Source organism: Microcoleus sp. F4-D5, assembly GCF_036704885.1.
Taxonomy (GTDB): domain Bacteria; phylum Cyanobacteriota; class Cyanobacteriia; order Cyanobacteriales; family Microcoleaceae; genus Microcoleus.
Genome location: NZ_JAUBSX010000022.1, coordinates 66796 through 89503 on the forward strand (window position 1 = coordinate 66796; position 22708 = coordinate 89503).

The following is a 22708-nucleotide window of genomic DNA, read 5'->3' on the forward strand; positions in this document are numbered from 1 at the left end:
CGAAAAAGCATTAGTTGCAGTTTCTCGCACGCCAACTCAGCCTTGTCAAAAACAAGCCTTCCGCAGCCCTTGCATCTGCCACTATGTGGAAAAAGTCGAGGAGGCAAACCTCCCACTGCCGATCGACAGCATATAGCGGGACATTCTAAAGATGATTAATTCTTTGAAGTCGGTCTTGAATCTTCAGTCCTGCTTATAGCCCCTTGTCAAAACCAACTATGTTAAGATACAAGTTGAATATGTAGCTTCCCGACAAAAATCTACACGTATCTTGGCGAGACTGTTCTTGGCGAAACTGCGGTAAAAAGTGTGAGCTGGGAAGTGGTAATTACACAAGATTTAAACAATTCAAGAGGTATTATGAGCCAGCAGGTTATACAGCCGATGGTTAAGTTCCAGCGTCAGGTGCATTCTCTCGTCACGTCTGACATTATCAAACCGACAGACAGCATTTGGAAAATTGCTCTGCTTTACGGCGACGAATGGCCTTACTGGAAACAGCAACTCCTAGAGTTTGATTTTTCTATGCAAGACCCCGTGAGCGAGTTGATAGCTGTAGAAGCTTGGGACGAGGAATAACAGAGGAGACGGAGGACTTGGGTGTCGGATAGAAATTCCGAGGCAATTGGGTAAATTTTATCAATAAATTTCCGTTGCTACCTTCTTCCCTCTTCACTCTTCCCTCTTCCCTTTGCCGTCTTCCTCATGACTTTTGACTTTTGACTTTTGACTTTTGACTTCTAAGCTCTAACTTCTGTTAAAGCGAAGCTGCTAAAGCTCGAGCTAATTGTTGAGCAGTTTGAAAGCGATCCCCAGGCTTAGCTGCCGTAGTTCGCAAAATGGTTTCCCGCAGCTTCGGGGCGATCGTCGGAATATTTTCGAGCTTAAACCCGTAACCTCGAGCTATTTTCCCGTAAAACTTTTGAGGGCTTTGGGCCGTCAGCAAAAAAATTAAAGTAGGCCCAATAGCATATAAATCCGACTGAGGGAGAGGCTGTCCCCGGTCTTGCTCTGGTGCGGTGTAGCCTTCAACGCCGATGCGAGTCCCCGGAGGAGTGCCGATTTCTTTAACGGCACCAAAATCCAGCAGTGTAATGCCATTGTCCCGGTGGCGCACCAACAAATTAGCAGGTTTAATGTCTCGGTGGACGATCGGGGGTTTTTGAGAGTGAATGTAGTCCAAAACCTCACAGGTTTGGATCATCCACTCTATTGCCTGTTGGGGAGCAACAGGCCCGCGGTTGTAGATGCGTTTTTCTAAATCCTCGCCGTGGAGCATTTCCATCACCAAGTATTTTTTCCCCCCTTCCACAAAAAAGTCAAAAAACTGAGGAATTCCCGGATGGTGGAGGGTCTTGAGAGTTTTAGCTTCACGTTCAAAAAGTTCTTGAGCTTTGACTATTTGAGCCATATCAGCATTCATTTCCTTGAGGACTACCAGAGAAGCAGCAGGGGAACTTCCGGGTTGTTGAGCTTTCGCTTTGTCTCGATCCCAGGCTAAAGTAGTTGTCCCCATACCGCCTTGGCCCAAAGTTCGCAGCACTTGGTAGTGGCGGATAGTGCGCTCGACTTTAATTGGTTCACCGCAGTGAATGCAGAATAAATTCCCCGGCGGGTTTCCCGCGTGGCTACAGCGCGGGGCGACAAGATTGGCGGTGGGGTTCGCCTCAATCTTGCCGCCGAGTTGAATATTATTAATAACTTGGAAATGCAGAATTGGGCCGCCCCGCGCCAACTGGATCAGCGCACCGTTGGATATCCAACCCTGAGACATGAGAATACCGTTAACCAAAGTGCCATTTGTTCCCGAATTGACTAAGTACCACTGATGGTGGGTGTCGCTATTAACTCTTTGCAATTCCAGATGCTGCCGCGACACTAAAGCATTGGGGATCACAACGTGATTTTCAGGAGAGCGGCCGATGCGCACAATGGACTCGCTCTCGAAACTCCACTGTTGGAGGGGTTTCTGTTGTTCGGGATCTAAAAGGGTCAGCAGCATTTTCGATTTATGTGATTAATCTCCATGATTGCGTAGTGGCGGGCGATCGGGAATTTATAGGTTTAGAGCATGGGGCATCAAGCAATTAAAATTTAAATATTAAGAATTAAAAATTAAGAATTCATAAGCGATCGGGAGTTTTAATGTTTAATTTTTAATTCTTCAATAGTCCGGACTCTTTGGAGTTCCTAGTCTGAAACCCTTGATTTTCCGTTGGCAGATCCTGTGCCTCGCCAAGCGTTGCCCTCCGAGAGGGAGGATCGCCCTGGAACCCATATTCTACCGTGGGCAATCAAAAACTTTCCGAAGTGTTGATTCTTAACAATAAACAACTCACAACAAACGCGGTTATTCCCCCATTAGTTTCAGCCGTTAGTTTAATCAAATCTTTATAATATCCTGATTTTTATTAAAGATTGTGTAAGATTTTAGTCTCGTGTTTTTGTTTTTTTGTATTTATCTGTAATATTACTGATACAGCATATTCCAGGTTCATGAAATACATTCAATATACCCGTCGTAGGGACACGGCATTGCCGTGTCCCTACCTCTGCTATGTACCTCAGATACCACCAAAAGTGCTGTAAGTCCCGGGACTTTAAAAGTAAAAACGATCGATTTAACAGTTTAAAACACAAAGAATACGCTCACAATGGCTAAACTTTTGCGTAAATTTTCTCTGGCTGCGACCGTCGCTGTTGTATGATTGGTCTTGACTGGGGCAAACTCAGCACAAGCTGCCTCACTTAATTTTAGTTTAAGTTTTTTTGATTCGACTGACTCTCTAGTAGGCGAAGGAGCCTTCAGCTATGATGACTCGACTCCCGATCGAGATACTATTTTGTCTGGCTTCTCATTGCCGCCTCTAGAAATTAAAGCTACAGATCGATGGTTTGCGCTCACAAGCTTTTCTGCAACCATATTGGGGAAGTCGTGGAATTTGTCTCAAGCCACAACAGGGGACAGGGGTGAATTGCTTTCTCCTTTGCTGTGGGCGCCGATCGATCCCATCAAAACACGAGTTGTCTATAATGCTTATTCGGGCAGTGGAATTATCGCTACATAAGCAGATCGATGGAGTTTTGGTAGTTATCGCACTTTGCCAGCTTTGGGAATATTTGGCAATAGTTCGGGTACAGAGGGAAACAGAATCAGTTGGATACAATCAGCTTACGGGCAATCCAACGGACGATCGACAAACGGCGGATATGTGATAGCACAAGAAGTCTAACCATGCCCTGAAAACTCAGAGGCTGTTCCCGAACCTGCAACAATGGCAGGTTTAACTCTGGCGGCCGCTGGCTTGGGGGCGGCCAAGAGAAAGTTTGCAGCATCCAAATTCTAAAATCGAAATGCGCCTACCTGCGCCCGAATGATAATTGCCGTGATATTGTCGTGACCGTTGCGTTTGTTGCCCAGTTCAATCAACTGGGCAACTCCCTGGTCGAGATCGGCTTGGGGATTGAACAGGGGTTCGAGAGTGTTCTGCCAGTGAGTTTCCAAAAAATCATTATCTGTCAGGCCGTCGGAAGCCAAAATCAATAAAGTATCTTCGCACAAGTCTAAAAACTGCACGTCAGGCTTGAGAAAATTACTGTCTCGCGGGCCTATGGCTTGAGTTAATTGATAGGCGTCGGGACGGGCATAAGCAGTTTCCGGGTCAACCCCGCGCTTAATTTCGCGCTGGCCTACTTCGTGGTCTGAGGTAATTTTTTCTAGGGTTTGTCCCTTTCTCAGTCGGTAGAGGCGACTGTCGCCGACGTGGGCAACGGCGAATTTGGTGTCTTGAACTAAGACGGCGACTAGAGTTGTACCCATGCGGGCGCTGCCGGAGCGTCCGTCTTTTTGATTGATTTCAAAGATGGCTTTGTTGGCTAGCAGCACTCCCTCGCGGATGGTGTCGGCAGGAGGTAGTTGATTTTCCCAACAGGTTTGAAAAAATTCTCTGAGGGTTTCAGCGGCTAGTTGACTGGCTACTTCTCCCCTGTCGTGTCCGCCCATGCCGTCGCAGAGAATGTAAAGCCCTTTGGTTTGAAAGATGCGACCGAAGGAACTTTCGAGTTTGTTGAGCTGAGTCCAGATGCTGAAGAAGTCTTCGTTGTGGTCGCGCGTGCGGCCGACATCGGTGAGGCCTGCGTCTTCTAAGCTGTAAATCTGGAGTGGCATCGGCTGGGTTAAGACCTCGCCAACGTCGGGGAGGGACTCGTCTGGGCGGTAATGCTCGCGCTCGGGGGTTGAGGTTGGTGAAGGTGCGGGCTGGATTTCGAGGGGAACAGTTTCCAGGCGCGATCGCAATTCTTCGATTGTGTTAATCTCGCCTCTGTACATTTGTTGCAGCAGTTCGAGCAATGGGCCAAACTCAGTGCGCGAGGACTGGCTAAATATCACCTGCCACAGTTGCCCCAAATCTACCAGTTGCAGGTTTGAGCCGGCGGGTTCGGGATAGAGGTATTGCAGCCGCAAAGAAGCTAAGGAAAAGGAAGAGTCGGGGTTGACTCGCAAATTTGTCAGTTCCAACAAGCTTTGCCGACAGCGCCAGGGTTCTAGGGCAGCCCACAGTTCTGTCATTTCGTGCAGCCAGTATAAAATTTGCTGGGTGGAAGTTTCGGGTTGACTCCACCGTTCCAGCAGCAGCGGCCATTGGGAGCAGTCTTCTAGCAGCAGCACTGCCTGTTCGTTGTCTGACCAACTATCGTGAATTACTGGCAGGTTTTGAGAAAATTGCCACCGGAGTGCCAAATAAGGTTCAGCTATGCCTTGGCAAAGCTCTGCTAAGGCGGAATTGGTTGAATTTTCTCCGCCTTGGATGGCGCCGGTGTAGGGGGAGGTTCGTTTGGCGACGCTGGCCGAGTTGGCTGCTAGCAGGGCTTTGAGGGGTGACATTTCCAGCGGCTGACAGTCCAATACTGTTACTGTTACTGTGTCTGAGCGTTTTCTCGGCGGCACGGTTTCTAGGAGTTGGTAGCGCTGCTGGGTGTCTAAATAAGCTCCTGCTGGCTGGGAAGGGATGACATATTCTGAATTGGGGAGGGGGAATTCTGGAGATTGAGGGGATCTCTCAGCTATGTTTGGGCTGTCGGGGTTCTCTGTTGCTTCTAGGATTTGTTTGGGCTGTGGTGCGGTTGTAAAATTGCTTTCAGATGGGGTTATTTCGCCCTCTGGTGCTGTAGTAGAGCTTTTTTCGGTTGTTTGAGAGGAGGCTGGTGCGATCGCCCCTACGGCGGTCACACGGTTTATTTCTCGGCTGCTGAATTCGCCGTCGCTTGCCTGTGGAGAAGTTGGTGCGACTGCTGTTCGGGGTTCTGCTGGGGTGGTTATTTCTGTTTTAATTGCGTCTGCGATTGGTTCAGGAGAGTTTTGGGGCGATGCGGTTTCTGGAACTATGTCTGGTTTTTGCAGAAACTCGGGTGGGGGTAGGGTTGACTCGTCTGGCTCGACTGTTGGAAAATTCGATCGACCGCAGATAATAGCCCGCCACACTTGACCTGTTGCGACGCCGCAATTCTGACATAATGCGGCGCTAAAAGCGACTTGGGCACCGCATTCGTGGCAAGGTTTGTAAATTAGGGAATTTCCGCATTGTTGACAAAACTTGTTTGGATTGGGATTTTCAAATTGGCAGCGGGGACAGAGAAGCATAGGGGTTTTTAAATTGGAGATGGGCGATCGAGTTTGGCGGTGTGGAGTTTTGGGTGTTGGCCTGTGAGTTACGAGTTATGAGTTTTTGACCTGACTCGCAACGGATAACTCTCATTGCCCTATGCCTTATTTTATCGGGATGAATTGAGAACTAAGATATTTCTTAGAACAGAGATGTTGCATCCGTGTCGGGAATAGGCCCAAAAGCCAGATCCACAAAAACCTCTCTCGCTTCACAGGGTAAACAGCCAGCCCCAACGGCGGCAAGAGCGTGCGGGCCCTACAATAAAAGTTATCTCGTGAGTGCAACTGGCATCCTGGCTGTGCTTAACAATGGTGCAAGATGTCAGTTAGAACTCACGTGTTGCACCATTCTCAATCAGAACAGGCTTTCGGGCCTGTTCCACAACAAGTGCATTTTTTTGTAGGTTGGGCAGGAGAACCCGCCCAGAGAAGGGTTATTGATGATGCTGCAATATCTCGGTTAGAAGGGATTGGCTGTAGAATCTTCTTGGAAAACGGTCTCTCGGGCGATCGATTGAATGGTTGACAGAGGTACTTCACAGAAATATTTCCGCCGGAATTGTTCTTCGGAGACTGCAGCTAGGAATTGCGCTGCAAAACGCGCGGCGAGGGGGGAATTTGGCACTGACAATTGAAGGGATTGGCTATCTAATAAGGGTTGGGGGATTCGATCGGGCGCGTCTTGCTGCTGTGAGGTTTCGGGTTGTCTCGTGATGTGGAAAGCTCGATCGCGATAATTGATTGTGAAACCGAGATATGTTAGAGTTTTGAACCCCAGTTGCAGGGATGTGTCGCTGATGCCGAGTTTTTGGCGGAGTTGCTGTCTGGTGACGGTTTTTTTGGTGCGGCTGAGGTATTTGGCGATGCCGATTAGCTGTTGGCAGATTTGCTGTGGGGGTACGAGTGGAGGTAATGTGTAGGCGATCGCTAGTTTTTTCTGAGTGTGCTGTGCTTGCCGAAACCAGATCCGCAGTTCGTCCCAGCTTGCGGGGCATTCTTTGAGGACGATCGAGTTTTCGCGATCGACCTTTTCGGAATTGTAAACTAGATTGTCGATCGGCATTTGAGATTCTAAGTTTGTGCTGGCTGCTAACAACTCTTCATCATTATTTCTATTGCGCCAGTCTACGATCCAATCTATTGGAGTCGGCGAATTTATTTTGCCCTCTTCCGTGCGGCAATGCACTGCTATCAACCGCACTTCATAGTGTGGCACTTCATAGCGAGATTCATAGCTATTAAAGTCTAGTTCTACTATAGCATCGCACCGACTTTCAGGAATTTCGTCTCGGTAGTGTTCCCACCAAATGCCGGGAAATCCTGTATCGCTAGATTCATCGCAAATTTCAAAAGAAGTTTTGATATACTTTACTTCTTTTCCTTTTAAATCTTTAATATTCCTATTGTAGATATTTTTAAACCAGCAGTTTTCAATCAGCAATTTTGGTGCGGGGTTGCCCATGCCGCACGGTTCGAGCAATTTTAGTTCTTGAAATAACTCTTTGCCTAATTCGGCAACAGTAATTTTTAGGTCGGCTTGAACGGGGGCGGCTGTTAAACTATCTGTACTGTATTGTTGCCGCAGTTGCTGATTTACCGCATCGGTAAATAGAGGGATATTTTCAACGGGGAGACTCAAGCCTGCGGCGAAGGGATGGCCGCCAAATCTGTGCAATAAATGTGCTTGATCTTTTACTAATTGGTAAAGGTCGATTTGATTGGCGGAACGCGCAGAACCTCTGGCGATTTTGGATTTAGAAAGTGTTTGTGATTCTCGGTCTAAGAAAGAGGTAAATTCCGTTTCCCGGGAATTTTCGTTAACTTCTTCGCTTCCTTCTGTGCTGAATAAAATCACGGGGCGGCCGTATTCTTGGGCGATTTGTCCCGCTACTAATCCTAATACTCCTACGGGCCATTGGGGGTCGCTGAGGACGATGACGCTAGTAGTTGAGAGGTCGAGTTTGGCTAATTTGTTGGCGGCATCTTTGGCAACATCTTTTTGTAAAGATTTGCGCCTAGTGTTGGCAATTTCGGTTAAATTTGCTAGTTCTTCGCAGCGTTTTTTGTCGCGGCTGGTGAGGAGTTCTACGCAGAAGCTGGCGTCGCCTTGAATGCGGCTGACGGCGTTGATTCGGGGGCCGAGGCCGAAGGAAATGTCGGTTGGGCGATCGCCCGATCTTTTGCACAGTTCGAGCAATTTTGCAACTCCCGGGCGCGTGGGATTTGCGAGTTGTTTTTGCAGTTGTTCGATGCCGAGTTGTGCTAGGTAGCGGCTGTCTCCTGTAAGTTGGACTAAATCGGCAATTAAGCCGATCGCTACTAATTCTAATAAATCTGCGATCGGGCGCTGCGGAATATCCGGTAATGTGTGATATAATGCTTCGATTAATTTGTAGGCTACGGCAACTCCTGAGAGGTTAAATAGTTGGTGGTTTGGGGGAAAGTAGCGGGGATTGATAATTGCTGTAGCTGGCGGGCGATCGTCTGGTAATGTATGATGATCGGTAATAATTGTATCGATATTTAAGCTGGTGGCGTATTCGATTTCGGCGATATTTGTACTGCCAGTATCGCAGGTAATAATTAAGCTAATTCCCGATTTGGCTAATGCGTCTATTCCCGGGATATTGAGTCCGTGAGATTCGGTTAAGCGGTTGGGAATGTAATAAATTAGTTGGTTGTTTTGAGAAAAAAATTCTCCCAGCCCGTCCCAAAGTACGGAGGTTGAGGTAATGCCGTCGGCGTCGAAGTCTCCCCAAATTGCAACTTTTTCGCCGCTGTTTCGTGCTTGCTGGATTCTTTCTATTGCCCAGTTCATTTCTAGTCCGAATTCAAAGGGACTTGCTGGTTGGTAAAGTTTTGGATTTAAGAAACCGGGTATTTGTTCTGGGTTTTGAATTCCTCTATACCAGAGAAGTGCGGCGGCATAGTTTCCCGGGAGTTCTGGTGCGTGGTTTCTCACAGCTTGGATCAGCCAAGCTGGGGGCTGGGATAGGGGTTGAGTTGGCAATTTTTGAAGTAGTTCTGTCATTCGATTTTAGATTTTAGATTTTAGATTTTAGATTTTAGATTTTAGATTTTTACCACAGATGAATCCGAGGGCTTTTTTGTATGTTAAATAAAACTTAAGCTAGTCACTGGTTCCCAGGCAGAGCCGGGGAACCGATTTCCAGAGGCTCTGCCTCGCTTGCGATGGGGAAAATTGGAGGCAGAGCCTCCGTATTGGCGTTACCAGGCAGAGCCTAGTAACGAGTAAAATTTGGGGGCTTGTTTATATATTAAATAAATATTTCGTCGATTATAGCAAGATTTGGCAGCCAATCTGTCGGAGTTTCTGCGAGAAGATATGGTGAGGGAGTTTTTGTGTCTGGTGTGCGGTTGCAGCGAGTGGCAAATTGACAGGAATCGCAAAGATTGGAACTAATATCTACTTGGGGCAAGAATTCGCCGCCTTCAGTATAGCGCTGTCGCCAGTCGGTTAGCTGCTGCAATAGGTGGGTTAAATCTTGTTTTGTGCGATCGTGTTTTGTTTGGTTGTAATCAAATGTGAGTTTTTGCGGCGGTTCTTCTCCTTGCAATTGTACGAACCAGTATGTCATGGAAACTTGTTCGGGGGAATAGTCGCTGGTTTCTACTAAGACGTATAAATAAAGGCGAGTTTGCCAACTTTCGGCGATCCATTTTGATTTTTGAGGGCGGGGATAGGTTTTCCAGTCGAGAATTTGGGCGGCGTTTGGTTCTGCTATTAGCAAGTCATAGATAACGGTGAATAGGTAGTCTTGGAAAATTAGGGTGCGGGGGTGTTCGGCTTGGCGGAAAATGCTATCGCTATTTTCTGAATTGGCGAAGAGTTCGGGCGCTGTGTTGATAAATGCTGCCACACAGCGTCCCAGTTCGGGGTCTTGTTGGATGATGAATTCAATGGGAAGTCCGAGTTCTCGCTGCTGCATTAATAGGTGAAAGTGGCTTCCCCATGTGAGTTTTTCTTTGTGTTCTGGGGAGGCGGTGGTGGCGAGTAGTTCGAGGTAGCTGTGTTGGAATTTCCGGGGGCATTCTTCGAGGATTTTGAGTTGGGTTTGGGATAGTCGGAGCATTTTTTGGGTGTGATGTTGTTGGTTTTTGGTAGGGTTTTGTTAGAGTGGTGGGTGGAAGGGCGATCGGGCTTACAGCCAAAATTGTTTATCCCCATCCAATGCACCTGGAGAAATACCTTGTAACCGCCGATAAGCGATGCGGTCAGAACCATATAAGGGAACGGGTAAACGTGGCTCTTTAAGTGCTCCATGATGCAATAAAGTAAGTTTAAGTGTTGTTTCTACTAAACTTTCAAGTGATACTTCCTGTCCTTCATCAGGAATAACCTTCAAACGTAAGGGATAAGGCAGACCCATCTTCTCATTCTTTACTTCTGTGGTCACCAAAATCACTTCATATGCAGATAGTCGAAGTGCTAGACCTTTTGTGGGTGCTTTTAAAGCTAACTGAGCAAAGTTGTAAAGTCGGGGAACTTGAGACTTGATACATTCCACCAAAATAAAATTAGAGCTAATTGCTTTTGCTCGTTCGCGTAAATACTTGACTTCATTACCACAAAAATGTCCATCGCGGTAAATTAGTACAGTTTTTCCAGCTAAGCCATGAGCCGGAAGAAACCTCTCTAGTGTTCGTTTATCGATTTCTTCACCCTGTGTCAAAGCATCTTCTAGCCTATAGCGAATAAATTCTCCTTGCCGATCGTAAAGACGCACACTTGCACAAACATTCAAGCTTCCGCTTCCCTTCTTTTTGGGAGTTCTGGAAATATCCAATCCGATGAAATAATCAGCAATCTTTAAAGGCTCAGCTAGAATAAAGGGCAAGTTACCTAACTTTGCTAAAATCCCTGGAATGACTTGATTGAGAATATTTCCGTGATTTTTAGTATCTTGCAACGTGTCCTCATAAATAACTTGGCTTGCTTTTCCGTGTCGGAGTAACTGCGAAGAAATAAACGCATAAAAACTGCCGTCTTCGCTATTGTCGGTATTGCGATCGCTCTGAGGTAAAAAAGTCAAAACAATATCTGAGGGAATCTCTATTAGTTCATATATAGCTTGTTCCAATCTAACTTTAGCCTCAGCCTTACTCAAGCCGTGGAGCGAAACTACTTTAATTCTACTTTCATCAATCTCCTTGGTAGTTGGGTCTCTGAAACTGAGGGCTTCAAAGTTATACTTTATCAGCCGTTTCTGAACTTCATCCAGGAAATATGTCTTTACCTTAAAATCACCTACCTTTAAAACTGAAATGCGAATAGCTCTTGGTGGATTAATGTAATCCTTGTGACAGCGATAAACACCACCCTTAGAAAGTCCTTGCAACACATCACGTCTTTTGCCAATAACGTCTTTTCCAAAAAGAAGGTTGGTTTCCTCAAGTTTAAAAGCTACAGGCAAAAATAAATTTGAATACTGGCGACTATTAATACTATCATTCAACTCAAATCCAAAATCTTTGAGTGAATTTGCAGCTTTCTGTTTATATGATATTAAACAATCTTTTCGCTGTTGGTAGGGAATTTTTGTTTCCTTGAGTAAGTCTCCGTATTTTACCTCAAAGCGATCTGCGGTTTCCTCTGTGACACAGGGACGCAAAGCAGACATTGCATAGTGATACTCAGTTGGATTTTTGCTAAACTGGACTGCAACAACAACTTGATTGTCTGGTGCTTCTTCAAGTTTTAGTTTGCTCTGTGAACCTGTTGCTTTATCGATGAGGTCTTGTCTGCGTCCTCCTTCTCCAATCGGGCCTACAATAGCAGTAATTGTAGCAAAATTATTCTTTTCAATATCTCGAACTTTCAAACCTATTAAAAGTTCTTTCGGTTTGTTCCTATATGGATGATTTTCGTAAAATTTATCCAATGTAGTTTGGTAAACGAAGTAACTGTGAGGTGTAAAAACTAATGCTGGATGCTGACCATCTTGCAATTCAATAGTTTCTGCCCAAAAACTAGCTTCACGCTTGACTTCAACATGATTTTCAGACAAAACAGTATCAGCCGATGAGAACTCTGAACTTCTTTTCAAAATTCTAACAGCTAATTGAGCAAGGATAGGAGCTGTTACCTGCGGTTCGCGTACCCATTGGATAGAGTAGGATCGATCGCCAATATCTTCTCTCAACTCCTCTTCAATTTCTACCAGTGCCTCTCGCCACTTTTCTTTGGTGGGCATGGGTTGATTAGGTTGACCTAAAACCCAAAAATATTTGTCTTCCCAGATCGCAACTAGCTGATGAGGAAATTCTTGATTAGTAAACTTTTGGCAAAAACGCCAGCTAAATCGATTGCCAATTTTGCGATCGACTTCAGGAGTCAATCGAAAGCAGATTAAATTCGGTTGCGAAATACTCAGCGGGAAAATCTCGCTCAAATATGTTGGTGAAGCAGAGACTTGTGGGGTAATTTGAACAGCAGCAGTCATGCGGCAACCTCTAATATTACAGAAGAAAATTCACAAATTGAGTTAAAGGGACAGTAAGAACAGTTAGAACCAGGATTAGGTGGAAAAATTATGTCGAACTCAGCCGGATCGTCGCGGTAACGCTTCAAATCTTTTTGATGTCGTTGAGCAATTAGCGACATCTCTATTTTGAAAGCTTGTAGTGTATCAGCCGTTGCCCTGAGTGGGTCAGACTGCTTGCCTGTTTCCAAATTATAAAATGAGGCGATAGCTGGCTGAGAGGGGTAGAGATAACTGGCTGCTAGCAAGTAAAGGTATGCCTGTCGCCGATCGAATTCAGATTTACCTGTTTTGAAATCTAAAATGTGTATGGTTCCATCGGATTCGGCAAAAATGCAGTCTATCGCCGCAAAGAAGTTAAACAGATAATTCCCCTGCTTCAGAATAATTGGTTTGGGAAATCCCTCATCACCTCGGTTCAGTTTAATGATGTTCTTGCCTAAAAGAATCGGGTGCTGCTGGTAATTGCTCAGGATGAGAATTACTCGTTCCTGAACAGGAGTTGACTCTTGGCTTAATTGCAGAATTTCTGCAACTTGCTCTACAGCATCTTTGCGGGAGAATAGTTTAGGGTTTTGATGAAATTCATAAATTCCTTGCTGTGCAAGTATTCCAATTCGTTGAGGTGTGTTGTCTAAATCTTTAACTGCTGCGACTCCAGGTTCTCGCTGTCGTGCCCTAGCAAAACCTCGCTTCATATCGCAGTGGAAGTATTCTTGCCCTACTGGTGGAGCAAACTGTAACCAAAGATTATAGCTGGCAAATGCCCTAATTTTGTCCATGAGTTTAGCCCTCTAAAATAGAGGGCTGTTATTGGTTCATTTGGTTAAAATTTCGTGGATGGCGGTTTTTGCTTTGACGGATTTGGAAACCTCAGTTTGGTTCGCCAATTCAAAGGTACGCAAGCCTTCCAGCATTTGTTTGGCGGCTTTCCTCAGATTTGGATTCCGACTTGTCCGTTGAACTTCCTCAAGCAAAACAGGCAGGGGTCTGCCGATTGAGAAGCACAGTTGGTCGGGATTGAAGGGTTGTTTTTTCATGCTGTGGCTCCAAAAAGGTCTGTCTCGATCTATTATAGTGTTTATGTTGCTCATGTTGACCAATTTAGGCAACATACATACTTTAGACCCTGTTGAAGATAAAGTCAAGATAGATTACAATTTTTCCATGATAAGGGACTACAGCCGTGAGCGAGACGTTTGGCAAGCTGATTCGTCAAGCCCGTAAGGACAAGGAATACAGCCAGCGCGAACTGGCAAAGTTGATAGGTGTGGATTATACCTACCTATCCAAACTGGAAAACGACCACGCTGGGTATCCTCCCAGCGAGGATGTCATTGAGGCGTTAGCGCGTCATTTGGATTTGACCGATCGCACAGATGACCTCAAACGCCTAGCAGGTAGGATTACACCAGATGATGCCAAAGTTTTTGAGGATCTGGTCAAAAAGTACAGGCAAATGCCTGCGTTGCTGCGCCGGATGCGGGATGAGCCAGAATTTGCACAAAAATTACTGCGCGAAACCACACAATTAGAAGGTGAGGAGAGGAAGAGTTGAAAGTAATCAACCAGTATCAAATATTTTCAAAACAGGAAATTGAGCTTCGTGCGATGGATGTTCTTGCGCGCGTCAATAAAAAGCGCAAGCGTCCTCTAAAATGGCCTATTGATGCTGGTCATGTTGCTGAAGCTTTAGGATTGGATATGGATTGTGGCTACATACCTCCTGATGAAAAAGGGGCAATTGCTGCCATGATTCTACCTACTGAACGTAAAATTATAATGAACGAAAAGAGTCTGGAACTGCCTAAAGGTTTTGAAGAATCTTCAATAGCTCACGAAATTGGACATTGGGAGCTTCACATAGATCAAAAAGCGGTTTCTCGTTTAGAAGAAGAGCAAAAGCGTGGTGTTGAGAGCGCCGTAGAGCCATTTTTATGTCGCAGTATTAGCAGTCAGCAAGGGATAGAATGGCAAGCACAGTATTTTGCTAGTTGTTTGCTGATGCCCAGATTTAAGCTAGAAGAAGTACGAAGAGGACGCGATCTAACCAACTGGAAACATCTTTATGCAATGCGAGATGAACTTGGCGTAACAATATCCAATCTGACAAATCGTCTGCAAGACCTTCGCTGGATTTACATTCCCAAGGGTTCTAGCCAAATCTATCTTGGTGATACAGGAACTAATGGGTAGAAAAGTTTGTTTTAGTGAATTGCGATCGCCTACCTCTCCCATCCCAACTCCAAAAGTACGCGCGTGCGTAGCTATCCCGTAGGGAATCGCCCTTTTTTCCCAAGTGCGATCGCTTATGCTTCACCCCAAGCACTTAAAAACTCGACTTGATTGTACATTTCCTCTGCGGATTTACTAGCTATAATTTTTAGCAAGCGACGCAATTGTTCCCCAACTGAATAATTCTGCTGTCCCAAGATGATCCCCATATGTTCTTCCCCTTGCGTGCTAAAAGCAGTATGCAATCGATAAAAATCCCTAGGATTAAAACTATAGGTTACTCGATGATTTTCATGAGCCCAATACAAAATTTCTTCATCGCTTCGAGACAGCATTCCTATTTCTGCAACAGAAATAACATCAACACTCCGCAGGCGTAGAGCATCTAGCAGAGCCGAATTCATCGCATCTTCGTCTAGCAGCAGTAGAATAATGCTCATGAATTTGTCTTGAGGTTTTTGTAGTGTAACTCTGCTAACTGTTCGTAAGCTTCTTGTTCCTCAGCTAAATCTGTATCAATCTCTTCTCGATTAGCATGATAATACGTTAAAGCTGCATAAACTTGTGCGATCGATAAGTGAGTCATCAGCCTAGCAATTTCTTCGGCACTGTTACCCTGCTTGTACAAAACGGCGATGCGGCGGACAGAAGTACCAGTTTCAGCAATAATCGGACGGCCGCCTCGAAGCTTGGGATCGCGGATAATTAAAGTCCCGATGTCTACTACAGTTGTTGTCATACATTTTCTCAAGTCACTTAACTTGATTATATAGATTTCTTCTGAAACTGTGTAACTGTTTATGCCTCTGATGGTTCTCTTTAAGCGATAATTGCGTAAATAATTGAGAAAAATTAAGAGCGATTCCCTACGGGATAGCTACGCACGCGCGTACTTTTCGCCAACATCTCTACAACTTCCCAATTTGTTGAGCAAACCACATCGCCGCCGTCCCATTTCCTTCACCCAAAATTTTCAAAGTCTCCGATAGCAAAGCAATTGGCAATCCCTCAAGAGCTCCGGAAATTTCGCATTCCTGATATTTCCCGTTTTCCTGCAAGCGAAATGCCAAAACTCTCTCGCCCTTAATATCTACTACCCAATACTCAGGAATTCCCAAAGCAGCATACAAGCGCTTCTTTTGATCTAAATCGATAGCCAAAGTCGTATCGGAAGTTTCTATTACTAAATCGGGAATTCGCGATTTATTTAGATTAAGTCGGCGCGGTTCCCCTTTTTGCCACTGGATGAATTCTCCACCGACATATAAAATGCGATCGGGCGCACCTCCTCCCACTTTTGGCTTCTCAATTACACATCCACCCAAATCATCGAAAGCTTGTCCTCCTTTGCTGACAAACCAAAATCCAAACACCAGAGTCAAGAGGTTGTTAAATCTGGCGTGCTGAGGCCCTTCATTACCCATGTCTATCCAAAGATATCCTTCATAAAAAAATATTCTGGCTTCCTCCAAAGATGGATCTTCGCAGGCTGCTACATAATCTTCCCATGTGGCGGCTTGCCATTGGGGAATTTCTCCCACTTGAGAGACGATGAATTTTGCAGTTGTAGAAGTCATGATTTAAAAGCAAATTGAGGATAAAATTATCCTAACTTATGTTGATATTTATCTGCTGCGGTAATTGATAGTTAGTAATTTGTCAATTTTTATAACCCCCCTTTTTCAGGGGGGATCGGATTCTTGTGCTTATCGAATTGCTGTGGGCGCCGCAATGGGTACTTCTAAGTCTGGTTGCAAGTCAAAGACTACGACAAGCGTTGCTTGAGGCATGAGTTGACGCAGACACAGCAAGTGTCCGTCAGCGTCCGATCGACTGCGAAATCGCCCCACAATCGTCCGCTGCATACTGGGCATGAGTTTGGCGATCGCCCAAGGGTAAAGGCGTTTTTGGTACGCGATCGCCCCAGGATTCGCGGAGAATCCCTGTTGATAACCGTTTTGTGACATAATCGTGTTGTATTCGTAAGGAGTACACAAAAGGCGTTAGTAAGTTTCTTGGCGGGAATGTACTAACGCCTTTTCCATTAAAATTCAAGCACATATCACAAGAATTGTCAATTGTCAATTCTTAACGCTAAGTTTTAACGGTTATCCTATCTGAAGCTTTTATCGGCTATGGATTTGAGGGTTTTAGTAAGTGTTGAATTGTTTGCAGAAGTGATATATTTTTGATTTTCAACCGCAGATGCACGCGGATAAACGCGGATGAAGGAAAGATAAATTGAGTATGAGTTAAGGGGCGATCGCACTTAATCACACATCACAAAATCACTCTCTTGTCAAGACAAAAACACTGTTTTTATTCCCACGTCCAATCCGCAAATCGCCATCCAAATAAGTGATATCGAGCCATCCCTGCTGTTCGCGAGTATCCAGCCCGAAATCTACAGCAGCGAACTTTTTCCCCGACTCAATCTCATTGATAAACTTCCCCGGAGATTCATAGCCAATCAACCTGCTTAAACCGAAAATCGACCGCTCAAACTTGATCTGCACTCGACGTTCGGAAGTTGGCTCAAATCTTGCCGCTACACTGACAATTCCTTCTAAGTAAGGCAATCCGTAAAGTTCGCCAATGTTGTAAACTTTAGATTCTCGGACGCGGATAGATTGATAAATTTGACCCAATTTCACCAAGGGAAAAGCGTCAAGATTCAGCAGTTCGCGGCTGGTAGTGTACAATAACCGCCAATCACCATTTAAAAGCTCTGCGGCTTCCACAGGGCGCGGTGTGGGGTTGTAATCTTCCAATTTCGCGATCGCGCTTAAAATCGCTTGTTTGTCGCTAGCCGTCGCCAGCAAACCGCGATTTTTACCAGCAATTATCTCTAAGAGTTCAGATTTTATAATCATGATTTTTTTAGGACGAGGGATGAATCAGGAAAAATGTTTCTTGATGGCGCCTTCAATATTTATAAATTACTTGACCAGTCGTTTTTAGGGCGCTGACTATTGGGTTTGTCTGTACGCAGCGCGCAGCATACATTGATTAATGGCTAATCACTAAGATACCAAATTTCAGCAAATAAAGCAGAGTCCGATACAGGTAGGCTAATTCTTGCTCGTTTTTAACGTAGCGTCTGATAACTTCCCCCACGCTGACTGCACCTTCTTGCTTAATTGCATCCAATATCTGCATCTGAATGTTAACAGAGATTCTTCTGTCTTGACCGAAGCTGGTAAACCAAATTGTCTGTATCTGCTGTAAAATTTCTGGTGTGGCGATCGCACCCAGACTCAGTGTCATCTCCTTGCTTAAAGTTCTACTCGCATAATGACCCAATACCCGAAACGGATCGTCGCCCAACGGATAAGGCGGCTTCCCGGCTTTTAAAGGTGCAGACTCGGGTGCCGAAACGCGAATTTCTGCTAATTCCCGCCACAACTGTTCGTAAGCAGCAATTACTACTTTCCAATCATAAATTTCTTTTGCCCTTTGTCTGGCATTTTCGCCCATCCGCTTTCTCAATTCGGGGTTTTCAATTAATTCACACAAAGCGCGGGTACAAGCATCAATGTCAACTGCTGTGGTGAGGGAAGTGTGACCCATGTAAGTCGGCCAATTTAAGCTGCCGTCGAGATAATTTAGGGCTAAATCTAAACAAGATTCCGGGGGCGGGATGAGTGTGGGAATGCGGAAGCCGTCTATTTCGTGGCGTACAGATTCTTTGTATCCGTTCCAATCGGAGACTATCGCCGGCAGTCCGTTCGCCATGGCTTCTATGGGTGTCAGTCCGAAGGATTCTTGAATGTTGTCGGAAAGCGAAATGAAAATGTCGGCCGCCGACCAAATATTTATTCTAATTTCGGGCTGTCTCCCATCTAAAAAAATAGCATTCACGGAGGGACAAAATATTTGCGCGCTATTTTTAAAGTCGGGTTCTTCTCTCGGATCTTCGATCCAACCGGCTTGAATTAAGTGGATTTTGGCTGTTGTCTGTTGTGCGGCTGCCTCTAGGGCGATGTACATCGGTACTGGATGACCTTTGGCAGAAAAAGTCAATCGACCGACAAATAACACAACAATATCGCCGGGAGAAATGCCGAGTTCTTGCCGCAGTTGGCTGCGACTGTTAACTGCTTCCACACCCTGCGGAAACGCGCTGCAATCGACTCCTAGGGGAATAACTGGCAATTTGACTAAAATTTCCGGTTGACCGCCGTTGCGCTGCGCTAAATACTCTGACCACTCCCTCAGAACTCCTTCTACTGCTGTTTTCACGGCGGCAGAGGTACAGATCAGGGCGTCCCAAGGCTGCATGGGTGCGGCGATCAAATCGCCGATCGCCTCCATGACGTATTTTGTACCGATCGTGTGAGTAACGCCGCAAACGCTGTAGGCCCGCTGATCGAAAAATCTGCGCGCCCAAACTATCTGCGACAGCGCCGGATCTGGCCGGTAAATTGTGCCCGGTTGAGATAGCAAATCCGGTCGTTCCGTCGGAATCCAGCGGACTGTCCGAGGTTTTTGCAGCCAAGGTTGGATGTGCGAACAAAACTCCTTAAAGGTTGTTTGGCTATCGGCGCAACAGTATAGAGAGTCTGCGGTTCCGTGTTGGACTAAGCTTTTGAGAAATCCTTCTCCGGCTGAATGACGCCCCAGAAGTTTTTGCCCTCCGGTGTGGTACCCCTCTTTGTTGTATAAAACCGCTGCCGTTGTATCCATTCTGAGATTTATTGCGCAAGAGTTGACAGAAGAAGCCAGAGGGCTTTGGGGGCAAGGCTTTGAGCCAAAACTAGGATGCTGTTGTCAATCAACTGGTTGCCGTTAGCGAGGCTTGCAGAAAAGGATCGCCGCGTGTCGCGACATCTTAAAGACGATCGTCTCAGATTACAATATTTACGGCTAAAAAAGGATTGGCAAGAGCGGATTTTAGTGTTATTCTGAGGCCGATGCTTGGGGGCGATCGCCTTTTCGGTCTCCCATCTTATCCCATCCGGAACCAAACGGAGCTTGTGGTATAATGCTTTAGCCTTGCTAAATGCCCGATTTGCAAGTGCTTCATCAAAGGAACAGTTCGTCGGCAAAACGTTACCTCTACTCGATCGCGTCTTTGTCTTTAAAAACCGAGAATCATGTACAACCCATCTCTGCGTCAAATACCTCGCCACTTGCCTGCGGATGTAATTCCATTAAAGCAGCAATCATCTCTTTTAGACTGGTTGGAATCTAACAATCGCCTGTTAGCAAGGGATGTCCAAGAACCAGACTATCTACATGAAGAAGAAATTTCAGAACTGATGGCTGTTGACGACAGTCCTTACGATGATTTAGAAGAGGAAGTAGAAGAGGATGTGAGTGTAGGCGAAGAATAAGTGGTACAAGGGTGAAGAAATCAACCGGAAACAGGGAAGAAAAACTAAGAGATTTCTCAATCTCCTGTATCGCACCCTATTCCCAAATTGTCAATTGCTTATTCTCAAATAGTGTGTGGTGAGGAGTGTTATGGATAACTTTGTGGATGAGAAAATCCCTTTTAGTATGCCTTTCAAACTTACAGGCAGGAATTTATTGCTGCTTCTGGGTTTGGGGCTCGGCATTGTAGCGATAGGTTTAGATTTAGCAGCGGGTAGATTTTTGAATTTACCTGCATCGCTATTTATGCCGCTAATTGTTTGTGCTTTAGTTGCGTCGGGGTTGGGCTATGCAGTTGTACCCGTACTCCAGCAACTAAAAGCAGGACAAATAATTCGCGAAGACGGCCCCCAAGCCCATTTGAAAAAAGCGGGAACGCCGACAATGGGAGGCATCTTTTTTGTACCTGCAGGGGTCGCAGTCGCTTTACTTTGGTCTAAGTTTAACTCAGATGTTGTTGCCGTATCGGCTTTAACTTTAGCTTACGGTTTCATTGGCTGGCTCGATGACTGGCAAATTCTGCGGCGCAAGTCGAACAAAGGTATTTCACCTAGGATGAAATTGGCTTTGCAAATAAGTTTTGCTGGTCTATTTTGTCTGTGGCTGATGTTTCATCAACCTGCTATTTCTACGAATGTTGCTTTGCCTTTCGGTTGGGTATTGCCCTTAGGTTTGCTGTTCTGGCCGCTGGCTGGTTTTGTGCTAGTTGCCGAAAGCAATGCTACTAATCTTACCGATGGTGTTGACGGATTGATGGGCGGTTTGGGCGCGATCGCACTTTTGGGATTGGGCGCATCTGTAGCCTCAACTTCGCCAGAATTAATGATATTTTGCGCCTGCACCAGCGGCAGTTGTCTCGGTTTCTTAGCACACAACCGCAATCCAGCCAGCGTGTTTATGGGCGATACAGGTGCTTTAGCTTTGGGCGGTGCGTTGGGTGCGGTAGCTTTATTAACAAATAGCCTTTGGATATTATTAATTATCAGCGGGATTTTCTTTGTAGAAACGCTGTCAGTAATTGCTCAAGTAGGTTATTACAAAGCTACAAAAGGTCCGGATGGAATCGGCAAGCGTCTGTTAAGAATGGCTCCGCTGCACCATCATCTAGAGTTGTGCGGTTGGCTGGAAACTCAGGTTGTTGGCATTTTTTATTTAACTAACGGGGCTTTAGTGTTAATGATTCTGATGTTAACTAGCAACAGTTGAGAACGGATTGGGTGACGGATTCCACAGGGGATGTAATAGATATTTTCTACTATTTCAAAGAAACAACAGGCAAGATGCCTGTTCCACAAGAACTGAATGCAGTTGTGGAACAGGCATCTTGCCTGTTTAATGCTCCGCATTGATAATTTTGAGAATTGATATCCCCAGTTCATTCAATAGAACTGAAAAACGCTTTTTAATTATTTGAAGAACCGCGAAGACCCTTATAGCGCGAAGAAAAAACTACATTTGTTTATTTATTTTCCTTCGCGTCATACGCGACGAAAGCGGTTCGTTTAATCTGAGTCAATATTAGTTATGCTATCGTTGACGGTTGTTTTTGAATGATTAAAATGTTTTTACCGGAAGTTTCGGTGGTTGTGCCTGTTTACAACGGCGAGATGGATTTGCCGGATTTAATCGAGTGCCTGCGATCGCAAACTTATCCGCCACACAGAGTAGAATATCTCATAGTAGACAACAACAGCCGCGATCGCACTTCAACCATTCTCGAAACATTCTCAGATTCGGGCCGGGAACGAGATATCAACATTCGCCACCTCACCGAAAATCAGATTCAAAGTTCTTACGCCGCCCGCAATCAAGGAATTCGCGCATCCACAGGCGAAATCATTGCCTTTACCGATGCAGACTGTCGCCCGGAATCTGACTGGCTGGAAAATTTAGTTAAGCCATTTGTTGACTTAGAAATAGGAATTACCTGCGGGGAAATACTCGCATTGCCCGGTAAAACTATCTTAGAACAACACGCCGATCGCCAAAATACTTTATCTCAAAAACATACTCTCGCTCACCCTTTTTGTCCCTACGGTCAAACAGCCAACTTAGCTGTAAGGAGGCTAGTTTTACAACAAATAGGATTATTTCGGCCGTATCTCACCAGCGGCGGCGATGCTGACTTGTGCTGGCGGATTTTGCGGGAAACGTCTTATAAAATGTATTTTGCCGAAAATGCGATCGTCCGACACCGCCACCGTTCAACAATAAAACAGTTACAAAGTCAATGGTATCGGTACGGGGAATCTAATAAATACTTGCACGAACTCCACGGTGTCGATTTGATGCGAGAATTGACAGCACCGGAATATTTTTATCGGCTGGCTAGATGGCTGTTAAAAGAATTGCCTGTGGCTGCTGCCAAAAGCGCGTTAGCGAAAGCGTTGCGATCCGAAGGAAAGCCCGCCCCTACGGGGGCTACGCCAACGAAGAGGATCGCCCGAGCGGATCTGGTAGACTTGTTCAATACGCCGATCGGTCTTTTGAATGTTAGGGCAAGGGCGATGGGACAGCGCCAAGCCAAACTTCCAGAATCAGCTTGGGACATTGAGCGATTTTAATATTTTAGACCGCAAGCCTTTCACGGGCGGGCTGGATGCCCACCCACAAAAAAATTGAACTATGAGTGGAACAAGCCGGAAAGCCTGTTCTAAATAAGCCTTTCACGGGCAGGCAGGATGCCCGACCCCTACTCCCCACAAAAAAAATTGAACTGTTGTGGCACAGGCCCGCAAGCCTGTTCCTCAAAATAGTGCAAGATGTGCGATCGAATCAATGATTCTTTTGTATACAATCCCCGCGTCTAAATACCTATAAGTGCAGTTTATTGGTGCATATAGATATGCTGAATTAGAAATCTGAAAAATTAACGTAATCCTTAATATAAAATTAATAAGTCTATTCAGAAGCGCTCGGTTTGACGACG

At 45.5% G+C, this 22708-nt stretch carries 21 protein-coding genes and 1 pseudogene; 9 read left to right on the top strand and 13 right to left on the bottom strand.

Features of this window, described 5'->3' with window-relative positions:
- Positions 1 to 360: 360 nt before the first annotated feature.
- On the top strand, positions 361 to 579 hold the full coding sequence (locus QUA80_RS12965) for a DUF4327 family protein (RefSeq protein ID WP_006631282.1): 219 nt from the start codon (positions 361 to 363) through the stop codon (positions 577 to 579).
- A gap of 178 nt (positions 580 to 757) precedes the next feature.
- Here the strand turns inward: QUA80_RS12965 and QUA80_RS12970 are convergent, their stop codons facing one another.
- Positions 758 to 2002 carry a protein kinase domain-containing protein gene (locus QUA80_RS12970; protein WP_333425026.1) on the bottom strand — a complete coding sequence of 415 codons (1245 nt, stop codon included), beginning with the start codon at positions 2000 to 2002 and terminating at the stop codon, positions 758 to 760.
- A gap of 712 nt (positions 2003 to 2714) precedes the next feature.
- Between QUA80_RS12970 and QUA80_RS12975 the strand changes: the two genes are divergently transcribed.
- A complete protein-coding gene (locus tag QUA80_RS12975) occupies positions 2715 to 3068 on the top strand; it encodes a hypothetical protein (RefSeq protein WP_333425027.1) in 354 nt (117 codons plus the stop codon).
- A gap of 195 nt (positions 3069 to 3263) precedes the next feature.
- A pseudogene (locus tag QUA80_RS33785) lies at positions 3264 to 3347 on the top strand (PEP-CTERM sorting domain-containing protein); the annotation flags it as partial.
- Here QUA80_RS33785 and QUA80_RS12980 read toward each other — a convergent pair.
- The 6 genes from QUA80_RS12980 to QUA80_RS13005 all read right to left on the bottom strand — a co-directional run bounded on the left by QUA80_RS12980 (position 3344) and on the right by QUA80_RS13005 (position 13208).
- Complete coding sequence (locus tag QUA80_RS12980; RefSeq protein ID WP_333425029.1) at positions 3344 to 5641, bottom strand: serine/threonine phosphatase; 2298 nt, start codon at positions 5639 to 5641, stop codon at positions 3344 to 3346. The pseudogene QUA80_RS33785 and the gene QUA80_RS12980 overlap by 4 nt on opposite strands.
- A gap of 484 nt (positions 5642 to 6125) precedes the next feature.
- Positions 6126 to 8696, bottom strand: a complete 2571-nt coding sequence (locus tag QUA80_RS12985; RefSeq protein WP_333425031.1) for a DHH family phosphoesterase — start codon at positions 8694 to 8696, stop codon at positions 6126 to 6128.
- 247 nt (positions 8697 to 8943) lie between these two features.
- Positions 8944 to 9759: a PD-(D/E)XK nuclease family protein gene (locus QUA80_RS12990; protein ID WP_333425033.1), complete on the bottom strand. Its 816-nt coding sequence runs from the start codon at positions 9757 to 9759 to the stop codon at positions 8944 to 8946.
- Positions 9760 to 9828: 69 nt separating this feature from the next.
- A complete protein-coding gene (locus QUA80_RS12995) occupies positions 9829 to 12129 on the bottom strand; it encodes a Piwi domain-containing protein (RefSeq protein WP_333425035.1) in 2301 nt (766 codons plus the stop codon).
- Positions 12126 to 12950 carry a PD-(D/E)XK nuclease family protein gene (locus QUA80_RS13000; RefSeq protein ID WP_333425037.1) on the bottom strand — a complete coding sequence of 275 codons (825 nt, stop codon included), beginning with the start codon at positions 12948 to 12950 and terminating at the stop codon, positions 12126 to 12128. The genes QUA80_RS12995 and QUA80_RS13000 overlap by 4 nt, the downstream gene beginning before the upstream one ends.
- Positions 12951 to 12986: 36 nt before the next feature.
- Positions 12987 to 13208 carry a hypothetical protein gene (locus QUA80_RS13005; RefSeq protein WP_333037034.1) on the bottom strand — a complete coding sequence of 74 codons (222 nt, stop codon included), beginning with the start codon at positions 13206 to 13208 and terminating at the stop codon, positions 12987 to 12989.
- Between the two features lie 146 nt (positions 13209 to 13354).
- On the opposite strand from QUA80_RS13005, the gene QUA80_RS13010 reads away from it, so the two are divergent.
- Entirely contained in the window at positions 13355 to 13726 is a 372-nt protein-coding gene (locus QUA80_RS13010) for a helix-turn-helix transcriptional regulator (protein ID WP_333425039.1), read from the top strand.
- Positions 13723 to 14364, top strand: a complete 642-nt coding sequence (locus QUA80_RS13015; RefSeq protein WP_333425041.1) for an ImmA/IrrE family metallo-endopeptidase — start codon at positions 13723 to 13725, stop codon at positions 14362 to 14364. The genes QUA80_RS13010 and QUA80_RS13015 overlap by 4 nt, the downstream gene beginning before the upstream one ends.
- Positions 14365 to 14477: 113 nt before the next feature.
- Here the strand turns inward: QUA80_RS13015 and QUA80_RS13020 are convergent, their stop codons facing one another.
- The 6 genes from QUA80_RS13020 to QUA80_RS13045 form a co-directional block, all read right to left on the bottom strand.
- Complete coding sequence (locus tag QUA80_RS13020; RefSeq protein ID WP_333425043.1) at positions 14478 to 14843, bottom strand: DUF5615 family PIN-like protein; 366 nt, start codon at positions 14841 to 14843, stop codon at positions 14478 to 14480.
- Positions 14840 to 15142, bottom strand: coding sequence for a DUF433 domain-containing protein (locus QUA80_RS13025; protein ID WP_333425045.1), 303 nt, complete (start codon positions 15140 to 15142; stop codon positions 14840 to 14842). Before QUA80_RS13025 ends, QUA80_RS13020 begins: the two co-directional genes overlap by 4 nt.
- A gap of 169 nt (positions 15143 to 15311) precedes the next feature.
- A complete protein-coding gene (locus QUA80_RS13030) occupies positions 15312 to 15980 on the bottom strand; it encodes a Uma2 family endonuclease (protein WP_333425047.1) in 669 nt (222 codons plus the stop codon).
- Between the two features lie 129 nt (positions 15981 to 16109).
- Positions 16110 to 16370: a hypothetical protein gene (locus QUA80_RS13035; protein ID WP_333425049.1), complete on the bottom strand. Its 261-nt coding sequence runs from the start codon at positions 16368 to 16370 to the stop codon at positions 16110 to 16112.
- A 321-nt stretch (positions 16371 to 16691) separates the two neighbouring features.
- Positions 16692 to 17276, bottom strand: a complete 585-nt coding sequence (locus tag QUA80_RS13040; protein ID WP_333425051.1) for a PAP/fibrillin family protein — start codon at positions 17274 to 17276, stop codon at positions 16692 to 16694.
- Positions 17277 to 17412: 136 nt separating this feature from the next.
- On the bottom strand, positions 17413 to 19089 hold the full coding sequence (locus QUA80_RS13045; RefSeq protein ID WP_333425053.1) for a glycosyltransferase family 4 protein: 1677 nt from the start codon (positions 19087 to 19089) through the stop codon (positions 17413 to 17415).
- A gap of 410 nt (positions 19090 to 19499) precedes the next feature.
- On the opposite strand from QUA80_RS13045, the gene QUA80_RS13050 reads away from it, so the two are divergent.
- From QUA80_RS13050 to QUA80_RS13065, 4 genes are all read left to right on the top strand, one after another.
- Positions 19500 to 19739, top strand: coding sequence for a DUF3134 domain-containing protein (locus tag QUA80_RS13050; RefSeq protein ID WP_006631296.1), 240 nt, complete (start codon positions 19500 to 19502; stop codon positions 19737 to 19739).
- Between the two features lie 130 nt (positions 19740 to 19869).
- Positions 19870 to 20985, top strand: coding sequence for a phospho-N-acetylmuramoyl-pentapeptide-transferase (gene mraY, locus QUA80_RS13055; RefSeq protein ID WP_333425055.1), 1116 nt, complete (start codon positions 19870 to 19872; stop codon positions 20983 to 20985).
- On the top strand, positions 20982 to 21128 hold the full coding sequence (locus QUA80_RS13060) for a hypothetical protein (protein WP_333425057.1): 147 nt from the start codon (positions 20982 to 20984) through the stop codon (positions 21126 to 21128). Before mraY ends, QUA80_RS13060 begins: the two co-directional genes overlap by 4 nt.
- 201 nt (positions 21129 to 21329) lie before the next feature.
- Complete coding sequence (locus tag QUA80_RS13065; RefSeq protein ID WP_333425059.1) at positions 21330 to 22343, top strand: glycosyltransferase; 1014 nt, start codon at positions 21330 to 21332, stop codon at positions 22341 to 22343.
- Positions 22344 to 22708 lie beyond the last annotated feature (365 nt).

Bases quoted from the DNA above. Each gene is read 5' to 3' on its own strand.
- QUA80_RS12965 (WP_006631282.1), top strand. From the start codon at position 361: ATGAGCCAGCAGGTTATACAGCCGATGGTTAAGTTCCAGCGTCAGGTG.
- QUA80_RS12970 (WP_333425026.1), bottom strand. From the start codon at position 2,002: ATGCTGCTGACCCTTTTAGATCCCGAACAACAGAAACCCCTCCAACAG.
- QUA80_RS12980 (WP_333425029.1), bottom strand. From the start codon at position 5,641: ATGCTTCTCTGTCCCCGCTGCCAATTTGAAAATCCCAATCCAAACAAG.
- QUA80_RS12985 (WP_333425031.1), bottom strand. From the start codon at position 8,696: ATGACAGAACTACTTCAAAAATTGCCAACTCAACCCCTATCCCAGCCC.
- QUA80_RS12990 (WP_333425033.1), bottom strand. From the start codon at position 9,759: ATGCTCCGACTATCCCAAACCCAACTCAAAATCCTCGAAGAATGCCCC.
- QUA80_RS12995 (WP_333425035.1), bottom strand. From the start codon at position 12,129: ATGACTGCTGCTGTTCAAATTACCCCACAAGTCTCTGCTTCACCAACA.
- QUA80_RS13000 (WP_333425037.1), bottom strand. From the start codon at position 12,950: ATGGACAAAATTAGGGCATTTGCCAGCTATAATCTTTGGTTACAGTTT.
- QUA80_RS13005 (WP_333037034.1), bottom strand. From the start codon at position 13,208: ATGAAAAAACAACCCTTCAATCCCGACCAACTGTGCTTCTCAATCGGC.
- QUA80_RS13020 (WP_333425043.1), bottom strand. From the start codon at position 14,843: ATGAGCATTATTCTACTGCTGCTAGACGAAGATGCGATGAATTCGGCT.
- QUA80_RS13025 (WP_333425045.1), bottom strand. From the start codon at position 15,142: ATGACAACAACTGTAGTAGACATCGGGACTTTAATTATCCGCGATCCC.
- QUA80_RS13030 (WP_333425047.1), bottom strand. From the start codon at position 15,980: ATGACTTCTACAACTGCAAAATTCATCGTCTCTCAAGTGGGAGAAATT.
- QUA80_RS13035 (WP_333425049.1), bottom strand. From the start codon at position 16,370: ATGTCACAAAACGGTTATCAACAGGGATTCTCCGCGAATCCTGGGGCG.
- QUA80_RS13040 (WP_333425051.1), bottom strand. From the start codon at position 17,276: ATGATTATAAAATCTGAACTCTTAGAGATAATTGCTGGTAAAAATCGC.
- QUA80_RS13045 (WP_333425053.1), bottom strand. From the start codon at position 19,089: ATGGATACAACGGCAGCGGTTTTATACAACAAAGAGGGGTACCACACC.
- QUA80_RS13050 (WP_006631296.1), top strand. From the start codon at position 19,500: ATGTACAACCCATCTCTGCGTCAAATACCTCGCCACTTGCCTGCGGAT.
- mraY (WP_333425055.1), top strand. From the start codon at position 19,870: ATGGATAACTTTGTGGATGAGAAAATCCCTTTTAGTATGCCTTTCAAA.
- QUA80_RS13065 (WP_333425059.1), top strand. From the start codon at position 21,330: ATGATTAAAATGTTTTTACCGGAAGTTTCGGTGGTTGTGCCTGTTTAC.